The sequence below is a fragment of the Actinobacillus minor NM305 genome (assembly GCF_000175195.1).
Lineage (GTDB): Bacteria > Pseudomonadota > Gammaproteobacteria > Enterobacterales > Pasteurellaceae > Haemophilus_A > Haemophilus_A minor.
Genome location: NZ_ACQL01000109.1, coordinates 1 through 12,966, shown reverse-complemented (window position 1 = coordinate 12,966; position 12,966 = coordinate 1). Strand labels below are relative to the sequence as shown.

Here is a 12,966-nt window from a genome sequence, read left to right as displayed (position 1 = left end):
GATGACAAAAGCGGTCGAAATTACCCAAGCACCAAACGGTATTCGTTTGCGTATCTTTCTTCAACCCAAAGCAAGCCGAGATCAAATAGTCGGCTTGCACGATGAAGAACTCAAAATAGCCATTACCGCGCCCCCTGTCGATGGCGCAGCAAATGCACATTTACTGAAGTTTTTAAGCAAACTCTTTAAAGTGCCTAAAAGCAGTATTGCACTAGAAAAAGGCGAGCTACAACGCCATAAACAAATTTTCATCCCAGAACCGAAACAAATCCCTCAAGAAATTGAAAATTTATTAGATAAATAACTAAAATGTTATATTGGAATTAGGAGACTATGGACAAAAATACCTATCGTTGGCCTTCACCTTGGTTACTTTATCCGGATCAAGGTAAAAAATCTTACCGTCTAAAACGCTTTCGTTATCATCTACGCGCTTTATTACATCGCTCGCTGATTAAAGCCTTCGAGCAAAAAGTGAATCAAACGCCCTTATTAAAAGAACTCTTATTACAAAGAGCGAGTTATAGCTACCCACTTGTTCATCGTTTTCTCGATAAACGTTTTAATAGCCAAAAGCGCTTGGCAATGATTTATGAAAATCTAACCTTTTTACCTCACTTTATGGCGGAAAAAGGGCTACCTCCCCTTTGGGAAAAACCGATCTGCTTTGGCGAAGTGATTGAAGATTTTGAGCTTTATCTCAACATTAATGAACATCAAGCCATGGAAGGTTACTGGGCATTAGAATTACGCTATAAACCAACCAATCAATTGGTTTATCTCCTCACTTTTGGGAAATTAGAAGAGGCGCTGTTAATTGCGGTGATTCAAGGGCCGAATTTTGAGGGTTCAAAAGAGATCGTCAAAACATTAACGAAGCAATGCCACGGATTACGCCCGGCCTATTTGATGGTTGAAGCAATGAAAGCGCTTACTCTAACGTTAGGTTATAAAACGTTATTAGGTATTCCACAAAAATACCAAAATAAATCCCGATGGGTACAAAGTAAACGTTATGTTGTTGATTATGATGCGATCTTCCAAGAAAGCTCAGGTAAAGAAGGGAAATACTGGACACTCCCTCTCACGTTTGAAACAAAACCGTTAGAAGAGATCCCGAGTAAGAAAAGATCGATGTATCGAAAACGTTATGCGATGTTAGATAATCTTTTGGCAAATATGCAAAGTATTTTGCATAAATAGTAAAAACGACCGAAAGCGGTCGTTTTTTATTAGAGATTTGCTATTACGCTTTTTTCAAAAATTCTGACTTCAGCATAATTTTGCCACAGTCAACATTGTGGTCGCCATTTACAAGGCGGATGCCTTTAAATTTTGTGCCTTTCTTTAAAACTTCTGATGAACCTTTTAGTTTCAGATCTTTAATCAGTAGTACATCATCGCCATCTGCTAATAAGTTACCGTTGCTATCTTTAACAATAAGTTGATCGTCATCGGCTTCAACGGTTTCTTCACCGGTCCATTCATAAGCGCAATCAGGGCATACAAATTGAATAGAATCGTGGTAAGTATTTTCGCCTTTACATTGAGGGCAAGCTGGGAATGTCATTTTTAAATCCTTCCGTTGTAATAAAACTTTATTTTATAACGAAATCTTCTAAAAAGTAAGGGCAAATCATAAGATTCGCCCTTTTCTACTTAAATCAATGGTTAGTAAAGCACACGTGTTTTGATCGTACCTTCGATCTCTTTTAAACGTTGTAATGCTTCTGAAGTATCTTCGGATTGTACATCAATCACAACATAGCCAATTTCCGGGTCGGTTTGCAGATACTGACCGGCAATATTCACATTCGCATCGACAAAGACTTGGTTAATTTTATTTAAAATACCCGGTTTGTTTGCATGAATATGGAGTAAACGTTTTGTATTATCGTGGGTTGGTAACGATACTTCAGGGAAGTTTACCGCAGATAATGTTGAACCATTATCTGAATACTTCACAAATTTATTAGCTACTTCAGTACCGATATTCGCTTGCGCTTCGGAAGTTGAGCCACCGATATGCGGCGTTAAAATCACGTTATCAAATTGACGTAATGGCGATTCAAACGGATCGTTGATCGATGCCGGCTCTTCAGGGAATACGTCAATTGCTGCACCACGTAATGTACCGGCTTCTAAACGTGCGGCTAAAGCGTCAATATCCACCACCGTACCACGAGCTGCGTTAATTAATACCGAGTCTTCTTTTAATTGGGCAATGCGTGCTGCACTCATTAGGTTTTTGGTTGAAGCATTTTCAGGCACGTGTAATGAAATCGCATCGCAAGTACTCAATAACTCATCTAGCGTAGCAATTTGTTGCGCATTACCTAACGGGAGTTTATTTTCAATATCGTAGAAATACACTTGCATACCTACCGCTTCCGCAATCACGCTTAATTGTGAACCGATATGGCCATAACCGATAATGCCTAATTTTTTACCACGAACTTCATTTGAGCCTGCAGCCGATTTATTCCACACGCCACGGTGTACTTCCGCATTCGCTTTAGGTACTTGGCGCATTAACAGAATAATCTCCGCCAACACTAATTCAGCCACTGAACGTGTATTTGAGAACGGCGCGTTAAATACCGGAATACCACGGCGTTTTGCTTCTTGCAAATCAACTTGGTTTGTACCGATACAGAAACACCCAATCGCAATCAGTTTATTGGCGTGCGCTAACACTTCTTTGGTTAAATGCGTACGAGAACGAAGCCCGATAAAATGCGCATCTTTGATTGCTTCAATCAATTCCTCGCCATCTAAGGCTTTTTTATGATATTCAATGTTGGTGTAACCTGCAGCTTTTAGAACATCTAATGCATTTTGATGCACGCCTTCTAAGAGCAAGAACTTAATTTTTGATTTATCGAGAGAAACTTTAGCCATAATAATGATTCCTTGTTGTGTTTGATGAGAGGATTTAAACACAATTTGCTCAAAATTTCACGAATCTTTTAGACCAAATCATTATAAGCGGTTCGATTTCGTTATTTTTTTGCAAATTGTGTTTGTCAATTATTCAAGGATTTTTGCCCCTTCAGGCGTGCCGACAATCGTCACATTGGCAAAACGTTGGGCAAATATCCCATTGGTAACCACACCCGCAATGTTGTTAATGGTATGCTCCATTTTTAGTGGTTCTAAAATTTTGAAATTATGTACATCTAAAATCACATTGCCATTATCGGTTACCACGCCTTCACGATATTCCGGTGAACCACCTAAAGCGACTAATTGACGAGCCACATAAGAGCGAGCCATTGGAATAACCTCAACGGGTAATGGGAAGATTGAGCCTAATACATCCACTTGCTTTGAGCTATCCACGATACAAACAAATTTCTTCGCTAATGAACTCACGATTTTTTCACGAGTTAAAGCCGCACCGCCGCCCTTGATCATATAACCTTGTGGTGTAATTTCATCTGCACCATCAATATAAACATCAAGTTCACTGACTTCATTAGCACTAAAGACTTCAATACCTAACGCTTTTAAACGTTCTTCAGAGGCTTTTGATGCCGCCACAGCGCCTTTAATTTGATCTTTCATTGAGGCTAATTCATCAATAAAGCAGTTTACCGTTGAACCGCTACCAACGCCCACAATCGTATCCGGTGTGACGAATTTTAATGCTGCCTTTGCCGCAATTTTTTTCATTTCTTGTTGGTTCATATTCTATCCTTTCGTTTTCATATCTTTCGTATTTGTGTAAATACACGATGAAAATAAGCGGTCGAATTTGCAAATTATTTTGCAAACAAGACCGCTTGTCATTAATTACGTTTTACTGCTTCAGCAATTTCTTCTGCACAGCTTTGAGCTAACGTGCCATCTTCACATTCCACCATCACTCGAATAAGTGGCTCTGTGCCTGATTTACGTAACAAAATTCGCCCTTTACCTGCTAATCGTTCTTCAACAGACTTCGCTACCGCTTTTACCTCTTCGCTTTCTAACGGATTATTGCCACCTGAGAAGCGAACATTAATCAACACTTGAGGGAATAACGGCACCGCTTTAGCTAATTCATTTAGGGTCATTTTGTGCGATACCATAGCCGCTAAAACTTCTAATGAAGCAATAATGCCATCGCCTGTGGTGTTTTTATCTAGCACAATAATATGCCCTGAGTTTTCACCACCGAGCTTCCAGCCTTTTTCTTTTAACTGTTCGAGCACATAGCGGTCACCCACGTTAGCACGAGAGAATGGGATCGCTAACTCTTTTAATGCGATTTCCAAGCTCATATTGCTCATTAAAGTCCCTACAACGCCACCTTGCAATTTGCCGGCACGTAATGCTTCACGAGCAAGAATAAAGAGAATTTGGTCGCCATCTACTTTATTGCCTAAATGATCTACCATCATAATACGGTCGCCATCGCCATCGTAAGCTAAGCCAATATCAGCACCTGCTTCTACAACCACTTTTTGCAGGGCTTTAATGTCCGTTGCACCACATTTTTCATTGATATTCAGACCATTTGGGTGTGTACCAATTTCAATGACTTCCGCCCCTAATTCACGCATAACATTAGGTGCGATGTGGTAGGTTGCGCCATTTGCACAGTCCACCACAATTTTATAGCCGTCTAAGCTAAGGTGTGAAGGGAAGCCGGCTTTACAGAACTCAATATAACGACCCGCTGCATCATTGATACGGCTGGCTTTACCTAAATTCGCCGAGTCCACGCAATCCATTGGTTCATCTAGCATTGCTTCAATCGCTTCTTCCACTTCATCCGGTAATTTTTCGCCAACGGCTGAGAAGAACTTAATACCATTATCGTAATACGGGTTATGTGAAGCTGAAATGACAATGCCAGCCTCTGCACGGAAAGTACGTGTTAAGTAAGCAATTGCCGGCGTTGGCATTGGACCGACAAAGACCGCTGATAAACCTGCGGCGGTTAAACCAGCTTCTAATGCAGACTCCAACATATAACCGGAAATACGGGTATCTTTACCGATTAACACTTTTTTTGTGCCTTGTGTTGCTAACACTTTACCGGCAGCCCAACCCAGTTTTAAAGCAAATTCCGGAGTAATTGGAAATTTACCGACTTCGCCACGTACGCCATCTGTACCAAAGTATTTACGTGCCATTTTTTATTCCTTCATTTATTCGATTATTTTAAAAAGTATTGATATGCCGGGCTATCATTCACATTTTGGAAACGATAGCCAAGCTGCTCTAAATGTTTGTTTAATTCCACTTCCGACCCTGCTTCGATCGCAAATGCAGCTAAAATATCGCCGTAATCTGCCCCGTGCGCTCGGTAATGGAATAATGAAATATCCCAATCTGTTAAGGCTTGTAAGAATTTTAACAATGCACCTTTTTGTTCCGGAAACTCAAAGCTATAAAGTTGCTCATTTTTAAGAGAAGTTGGTCTCCCCCCCACCATATAACGCACGTGGGTTTTTGCAATATCATCATCCGAAAGATCTGAAACATTATAACCGTTTTGCTGTAATTCTTTAATAATTTCCGCTTTTTCTGCGCTACCTGAAATACGCACACCAACAAAAATACAAGCGTTGGTATCATCGGCGTGACGATAGTTAAATTCGGTTACCGCTCGATTACCTAAAATTTGGCAGAATGTTAAGAAGCTACCTTTACGCTCGGGAATAGTCACCGCTAATAATGCTTCGTGTTTTTCGCCAATTTCACAACGTTCGGAAACAAAACGTAAAGTATGGAAGTTGAGGTTTGCCCCCGATAAAATACAGGCTAAATTTTCATCTTCAATGTTATTCGCTTTAACATATTTTTTGAGTCCGGCTAATGAGGTTGCACCTGAAGGCTCTGCCACTGCTCGCACATTTTCAAAAATATCTTTTAACGCTGCACAGATTTCATCATTATCGACTAAAACGACTTCATCCACATATTGTTGGCAAATACGGAAGGTTTCATCGCCAATACGCTTAACGGCAATACCATCAGCAAATAGACCAACACGATCTAAATCAATCGGTTTTCCGGCTTTCAGAGCGTGATATAAACAAGCAGAGTCCTTCGATTCTACGCCAATCACTTTGATATTTGGTAAGAGTTGTTTAACCAACACGGCGATCCCCGCAATTAGGCCGCCACCACCCACCGGCACAAAAATACGATCTAAATCTGAACGCTGTTGAACCAGCTCCATACCAATAGTACCTTGACCGGCGATAACCGCAGGTGCATCAAAAGGATGGATAAAGGTCATATTCAACTCTTGCGATAATTCTAAGGCTTTCGCTTTCGCTTCATCAAAGTTTGCCCCGAAAAGCAACACTTCTCCGCCAAAACCTCTTACGGCATCCACTTTAATGGTTGGTGTATTTTGTGGCATAACAATCAACGCTCTTAGTCCCAAATGTTTTGCCGAAAGCGCTACGCCTTGTGCGTGGTTCCCTGCTGAAGCAGCAATCACACCGGCTTCTTTTTGTGCTTTAGATAAATTCGCAATCATCGCAAATGCGCCGCGTAGTTTGAAACTATGTACGGGTTGGCGATCTTCGCGTTTAATAAAAATTTTATTATTTAAACGCTCGGATAATTTTTCCATTTTTTGCAATGGGGTTACTTGAGCAAGATCGTAGATATTAGAACTGAGAATGGTTCGGAGATAATCGGTATCGGATAGATGTTGCTGTGTCATAATAAGTTATTTATTGAAATTATCGTTAAGAAAATGAGATGTAAGAGAATAGCAAAAAGATCGTCAAATTTAACCGCTTTCTCTTGCCTTAAATGACAAAATCTTCCCTACATAGGCAGGGAAGATTTGGCTTGAATTAGTGATGATGACCGTGACCACCGCAACCACAGCCACCGTGGCCGTGGTGATGATCGTGCTCATGATCGTGATGATGGTGATGACCACCGCCGCAGCAACCATGTCCTTCTTCTTCATGACCGCCACAACCACAGCCGTGACCTTCTTGATGAATATGACCGTGAGCAATCTCTTCTAAAGTTGCTTCACGAGTTGCTACCACTTCAACAGAGAATAATAATTCTTGACCGGCTAACATATGGTTACCATCAACAACTACTTCATCGCCATCAACTTCAGTGATCACAACCGGTAATGGACCTAAATCTGTGTCTGCGATAAAACGCATTCCCACTTCTAGCTCATCTACGCCCATAAATACATCTTTTGGTACACGTTGAACCATATTTTCGTTATATTCGCCGTAGCCTTCTTCTGGGCTTACACGCACTTCAAAAGTATCGCCAACCGCTTTACCTTCTAAGGCTTTTTCTAAACCTTCAACTAAGTTGTTATGGCCGTGTAAATATTCTAATGGTTGATTTACCGGTGCTTCATCAACTAATACACCATCTTGCGTACGAACTTGGTAAGCAATGCTTGGTACAACATTTTTTGTAATTTTCATTTAATGATCCTTAATCTTAAAGAGATTTCGCATTGTAGCGGTTTATTCAACATTTGCAAACGATTCGGAAAAAATAACCGCTTGCAATGTGAAAGATAAAATAAATCTGCATCCTACTTGGCTAACCCTATTCTTAACCTTTGGGATGCAGATTCATTTCGCAATATCGCCTAGATAAGCACAAGTTCTTGGATACGATAACCTTGTGGGACTTCTTCTTTATCTTCAAAGGTTACAAATTCCCACGCATTCTCATTGGCTAAAATCGCACGTAATAATTTGTTATTTACGCCGTGTCCTGATTTATAAGCACTAAAATCGCCTAAGATATTGTAGCCACACATAAAGAGATCGCCAATCGCATCTAACATTTTGTGTTTCACGAGCTCATCTTTATAACGTAATCCATCTTCATTCAGGATACGATATTCATCTAATACGATAGCATTATCCAAACTACCGCCTAATGCTAGGCCGATAGATTGGAGATATTCTACATCTTTCATGAAAGTAAAGGTTCTTGCACGGCTAATTTGGTGAATGAAGTTTTCTGCCGAAAGCTCCATTTTAAAATTACGTACCGCTTTACTAATCATCGGGTGGTTAAAATCGATGGTAAAATCTAATTTTAAACCATGAGCATAAGGACGCATTTCAGCCCATTTATCGCCTTCTTCTACTCGTACCGTTTCTTTAATACGAATAAATTTCTTCGGTGCATTTTGTTCTTCAATACCTGCATCCAATAACAGATAAATAAATGGACTTGCACTGCCATCCATAATTGGGATTTCTGGGGCATCGACTTCAACAATCAAATTATCCAACCCTAAAGCAGCCATTGCCGCATTAAGGTGTTCTACGGTTGAAATACGCACGCCGTCATCATTGATCATACAAGTACAAAGTTGTGTATCACGGATAGATTCAGCACTTGCCGGGAAATAAACTGCTGGTTCTAAATCTGTACGTGCATAAATAATACCGGTATTCGCAGGGGCCGGACGTAACGTTAAAGTTACTTTTTTGCCACTATGTAAGCCAATACCTGTAACCTTTGTAGCTTGTTTGAGGGTTCTTTGTTTAATCATTTCCTGATTCCTATTTCAAGCGCTAGGCATTACGAACCTTTACGCATAAAGCCTGGAATAGAGTTAGGCGACCATACATTTGCACTATCAATCGCTTGCGGTCTTGACGGTGCTGATTGCTGTGGCTGCCCAAATACATTAGGTTGTTGTACAGGCTGCTGCACTTGAGACTGACCTTGGTAACCACCAACATTTTGTGATGTTTGGTAACCTGTTTGCGTTCCTTGATTTACATTTTGTGGTTGTTGCAAGTTAGGCTGAGTATGATTTAACATTGTCGCACGAGGCATTGAAAGCTCTTCTGCTTGCCCTAAACCTGTTGCAACTAAAGTCACACGAATTTGACCTTCCATTTCTGGGTAGAATGCTGAACCAAAAATAACGGTTGCATCCGAATCTGCAGCTTCTGTGACATATTTCATAATAGCGTCTACTTCTGCAAGTTCAAGGTCATAGCCTGAAGAAATATTTACTAGGATACCTTTAGCACCCGATAAATCCACATCTTCTAATAATGGGCTTGCAACAGCTTCTGCCGCAGCACGTTCTGCACGACCTTCGCCTTCTGCAATTCCGGTTCCCATCATTGCACGTCCCATTTCTGCCATCACTTTTTTCACATCAGCAAAGTCCACGTTTACAAGACCTTCTTTCGTGATCATATCCGTGATACCTAATACAGCATTACGAAGTACACTATCAGCAATACCAAAAGCTTCACTAAATTTAACGTTTTTTGGTAAAACTTTCAGTAATTTCTCATTTTGAATGATAATGAGAGAATCTACATTTTTGGAAAGTTCTTTGATGCCTTGTTCAGCAAAGTGTGCGCGTTTTTTACCTTCAAAGTTAAAAGGTTTGGTAACAATACCTACTGTTAAAGCGCCTTGGCTTTTAGCAATTTCAGCAATAACCGGAGCAGCACCTGTACCTGTACCACCACCCATACCGGCAGCAATAAAGACCATATCTGCACCTGCAATCATATTACTCAACGCTTCTCGATCCTCTTCTGCCGCCTGATAACCAATATTTGGATCTGCTCCAGCACCTAAGCCCTTAGTTATATTAGCACCGATTTGAATCGTTTGACGAACTGAGCTTGTGCGTAATACTTGTGCATCTGTATTGACCGAAAAAAACTCTACACTGCCTACATCATCTTCTTGACTACTTTTGACCATGTGGTTTAAGGCATTACCGCCACCGCCACCAACACCGATAACTTTAATTACCGCATCCGGCGTAGATTCGAAAATAGGTTCGAACATTCTTTTTATCTCCCTAAAGATTTGACGTATCGTCAATATCATAAAATTTATTTAAAAACTTGATTTGGTCCAATTTACAGCTTTACGGAATCCTTTTTTTAATACTTCCATCAGGTTATCCACTTTAGGATTATTAATAATTCTACCTTTCTCTTCGGTATTATAATGGCTGTATTGCAATAGACCGAGAACGGTTGCATATTGTGGTTTATTTACATAGTCAGTAAGACCTGTAATATTGAGTGGATATCCCACTCTAACGTGCGAACCAAAGATATTTTTTGCACATTCTACAATATCTTCGATTTGTGAACCACCACCCGTTAATACAAAACCTGCAATTAATTCTTGTTTTATACCTTTTTGGAAAAGATCATGACGTAATTGAACCAGTTCATTCTCGATTACTTTTAACAAATCAGCGTAACATTGAGATGTGACTGACGCAACTTGTGTTTTGGTATAAATTCTTGGTGCACTGCCCGCAAGCCCAGAAACCTCAATTTTTTTATCGGCATTATATGTTGGCTGTTCTATCGCACTGCCATAATTTACTTTAATATTTTCCGCTTCTGAACGAGATGTTGCAAAGACATGAGCAAGATAGTCCGTAATATTATTTCCAGCAAATGGAATAACCTTACTAAAACGTAACGCGCCATCGGTATATACCAGTACGTCCATCGTACCGCCACCGATATCAATTAAACAAACACCGAGCTCTTTCTCATCTTCAGTTAAAACAGAATAACTTGATGCTAATCCAGAAAAAACAATTTGATCGACTGTTAATTTAGCACGTTCTACTGCATTAACAAGGTTTCTTAACCAGTCTTGATGTGCGGCAATCAAATGAGCTTGTGCAACCAAACGATTGCCTGATAAGCCTAATGGATTTTTAGTCGCTGGTAACCGATCAACCTTATACTCTTGGGGAATAACATGAAGAATATCCAATCCATCTGGTAATCGTACTGAACGTGCATAATGCATTGCAGAATCAATATCTTGTTCTGTCACGGTATTGACAAGAGGTACTGCCCCCATTTCATTTAATGCCGTGATATGTTGCCCAGATAAAGCCAAAGTCACACCAATAATTTGACATTCTGAAATAGATTCAGCTTGTTCAATGGCACTCTGAATTGAGCGTACTGCAGCATCCAAATCAATAACGCCCCCCCGATCAACCCCTTTTGCAGGACAAACGCCTGCGCCCATCACATTAATTACACCATCGGGGAGTACTTCACCGACAACCGCAACAACCTTGGATGTACCAATATCTAAGCCAACAATAATTCTTGATTCTGCTACTTTTGTCATATTTCTGGTTTGCTATTCTTATTTTTGTAATGGAAGGAATCCTACCGCCGCACCATGCTCATAGCGTAAATCAACATAAGCTAAACGTTGTCCTTCCGGAATATCTATTTCTGGGAAAATCAACACAAAACGATCGATCTTAGATGTCCATTCTCCTCGCCCCAATTTTAATTCTACATTATTTGATAATGTTATCGACCAAGAACCACGATTATCTATCGCCACAGATTTAAGTTCTAATTGGCGTGCTTTTAATTCTGCTTGTATTTTGCCCCAGGCTTCTAACACAACTTTACTTTCTGTATCTGGTCCATACATTAAAGGAAGTCCTGTTCGATCAAATCGATCAGTGGGTAAACTAAAAACCACACCTTGTTCCGAAAGGTATTTAATGTTATTCCAAATTGCAACCGGGCGATGCTCTAAAATTGTAATCCCCAAACGATCGGGATAAAATTTTCGAACAACAACATCTCGCACCCAAGGCATTTCAAGTAGCTTATTTTTAACTTCTTGAATATCTTGAGAGAAATATCCTTTTAGAGTGGGATTTTTAGATAAAGTTTCACGAATATCCGAATTTGTCGTAAATTGTGTTTTATGCGTAAGTGCATAAGATCGAATCGGTGTTTTATCTAAACCTTCAAGTAAACGATGCCAATTCGAATAGACTAAAAAAGCGACCAAAAAGCATAATAACACAATTAGAGGCTTTATGTATCCAAACCATGTCTTTGGTAAAAAAGAAATTTTACCTTGAATAGCTTTGAAAGGTCCAAAATTCGATGATTTCTTTTTGCGAATGACCGCAACCATTACGCACTTAACTCCAATACACGTTCAACTAAACGCTCAAAACTATAACCTACAGTCGCCGCTGATTTTGGGAAAATACTATGGCTTGTCATACCTGGGCAGGTATTCACTTCAACTAAACGGAAGTTTCCTTCACCATCTTCCATTACATCAATTCGGCTCCAACCACGACAGCCCACTACATCATAAGCCTGCTTCACTAATTTAGCGACTTCTGCTTGGCGATCTGCATTTAACGCTGGCACAACATACTGGGTATTGTCCGAAATATATTTTGCGTGGTAGTCATAAAACTCGCCGTCTGGAATAATTTGTACCGCGGGTAACACTTCACCATCAAGTACTGGTACAGAGTATTCCGCCCCTGCTAAATTTTCTTCCACCAACACAATTGAATCATATTTTAATGCTTCTTCGATTGCAGGTAATAACTGTTCTGCAGTTTTCACTTTGCTCACGCCGACACTTGAGCCTTCGCTTGCAGGTTTCACAAATAATGGTAAACCTAATTTTGCAATAATTTCATCAGAATTGACCGCTTGTCCACGGCGAACGACTTCCATTGCCGCCGTTGGTAAGCCCACTGCATTCCACAATAATTTGGTGCGGAATTTATCTAAAGTAATCGCCGAAGCCATTACGCCACAGCCTGTATAGGGAATACCGAGTTGCTCTAACGCCCCTTGAAGCACGCCATTTTCACCAATACCACCGTGAAGAATATTAAACACACGCTGAATACCTTTTTCTTTTAATTTTTCAATCGGAAATTCTTTTATATCAATCGCTTCAACGTTATAGCCTAAACTTTGTAAGGCTTCAAAGACCGATTTACCTGAATTGAGCGAAACTTCACGTTCTGCTGAAACGCCACCAAATAACACCGCAATTTTTTCGTTTTTTAAGCTCATTATTTTTACCTTATTTATGTTTTACAAGCGGTCATTTATTGCAAAAATTTTACATTATTATGGGGAATTGTATGGGCGAATTACATTCGCCCTGATGTTACTATGATTATTTGGGGCAAATGTGATTTGCCCCTAC

General features: G+C 40.1%; 13 protein-coding genes. 2 read left to right on the top strand and 11 right to left on the bottom strand.

Annotation, left to right across the window (positions count from 1 at the left end; translation table 11 throughout):
* The first annotated feature begins 1 nt into the window (after nucleotide 1).
* Together yggU and AM305_RS08575 are read left to right on the top strand one after the other, a co-directional pair.
* Nucleotides 2-304: a DUF167 family protein YggU gene (gene yggU / locus AM305_RS08580; RefSeq protein ID WP_005825029.1), complete on the top strand. Its 303-nt coding sequence runs from the start codon at nucleotides 2-4 to the stop codon at nucleotides 302-304.
* A gap of 29 nt (nucleotides 305-333) precedes the next feature.
* The gene (locus AM305_RS08575) at nucleotides 334-1,203 is read left to right on the top strand and encodes a VirK/YbjX family protein (protein WP_005825027.1); all 870 of its coding nucleotides are present in this window, start codon (nucleotides 334-336) and stop codon (nucleotides 1,201-1,203) included.
* A gap of 43 nt (nucleotides 1,204-1,246) precedes the next feature.
* Here AM305_RS08575 and AM305_RS08570 read toward each other — a convergent pair whose 3' ends face one another.
* The 11 genes from AM305_RS08570 to AM305_RS08520 all read right to left on the bottom strand — a co-directional run bounded on the left by AM305_RS08570 (nucleotide 1,247) and on the right by AM305_RS08520 (nucleotide 12,830).
* Complete coding sequence (locus tag AM305_RS08570; protein ID WP_005820574.1) at nucleotides 1,247-1,570, bottom strand: zinc ribbon domain-containing protein YjdM; 324 nt, start codon at nucleotides 1,568-1,570, stop codon at nucleotides 1,247-1,249.
* A gap of 101 nt (nucleotides 1,571-1,671) precedes the next feature.
* Nucleotides 1,672-2,901 carry a phosphoglycerate dehydrogenase gene (gene serA, locus AM305_RS08565; protein ID WP_005825025.1) on the bottom strand — a complete coding sequence of 410 codons (1,230 nt, stop codon included), beginning with the start codon at nucleotides 2,899-2,901 and terminating at the stop codon, nucleotides 1,672-1,674.
* 129 nt (nucleotides 2,902-3,030) lie between these two features.
* Nucleotides 3,031-3,690, bottom strand: coding sequence for a ribose-5-phosphate isomerase RpiA (gene rpiA, locus AM305_RS08560; RefSeq protein WP_005825024.1), 660 nt, complete (start codon nucleotides 3,688-3,690; stop codon nucleotides 3,031-3,033).
* Nucleotides 3,691-3,791: 101 nt separating this feature from the next.
* Complete coding sequence (glmM, locus tag AM305_RS08555; protein ID WP_005825022.1) at nucleotides 3,792-5,123, bottom strand: phosphoglucosamine mutase; 1,332 nt, start codon at nucleotides 5,121-5,123, stop codon at nucleotides 3,792-3,794.
* A gap of 23 nt (nucleotides 5,124-5,146) precedes the next feature.
* Entirely contained in the window at nucleotides 5,147-6,670 is a 1,524-nt protein-coding gene (gene ilvA, locus AM305_RS08550; RefSeq protein ID WP_005825020.1) for a threonine ammonia-lyase, biosynthetic, read from the bottom strand.
* A gap of 136 nt (nucleotides 6,671-6,806) precedes the next feature.
* Nucleotides 6,807-7,415, bottom strand: a complete 609-nt coding sequence (slyD, locus tag AM305_RS08545; protein ID WP_005825018.1) for a peptidylprolyl isomerase — start codon at nucleotides 7,413-7,415, stop codon at nucleotides 6,807-6,809.
* A 170-nt stretch (nucleotides 7,416-7,585) separates the two neighbouring features.
* Entirely contained in the window at nucleotides 7,586-8,506 is a 921-nt protein-coding gene (lpxC, locus tag AM305_RS08540; protein ID WP_005825017.1) for a UDP-3-O-acyl-N-acetylglucosamine deacetylase, read from the bottom strand.
* Between the two features lie 29 nt (nucleotides 8,507-8,535).
* Nucleotides 8,536-9,777: a cell division protein FtsZ gene (ftsZ, locus tag AM305_RS08535; RefSeq protein ID WP_005825015.1), complete on the bottom strand. Its 1,242-nt coding sequence runs from the start codon at nucleotides 9,775-9,777 to the stop codon at nucleotides 8,536-8,538.
* 51 nt (nucleotides 9,778-9,828) lie between these two features.
* The gene (gene ftsA, locus AM305_RS08530; RefSeq protein WP_005825013.1) at nucleotides 9,829-11,103 is read right to left on the bottom strand and encodes a cell division protein FtsA; all 1,275 of its coding nucleotides are present in this window, start codon (nucleotides 11,101-11,103) and stop codon (nucleotides 9,829-9,831) included.
* A gap of 18 nt (nucleotides 11,104-11,121) precedes the next feature.
* A complete protein-coding gene (locus tag AM305_RS08525; RefSeq protein WP_005825011.1) occupies nucleotides 11,122-11,919 on the bottom strand; it encodes a cell division protein FtsQ/DivIB in 798 nt (265 codons plus the stop codon).
* Nucleotides 11,919-12,830: a D-alanine--D-alanine ligase gene (locus AM305_RS08520; protein WP_005825010.1), complete on the bottom strand. Its 912-nt coding sequence runs from the start codon at nucleotides 12,828-12,830 to the stop codon at nucleotides 11,919-11,921. Before AM305_RS08520 ends, AM305_RS08525 begins: the two co-directional genes overlap by 1 nt.
* Between the last annotated feature and the right edge of the window lie 136 nt (nucleotides 12,831-12,966).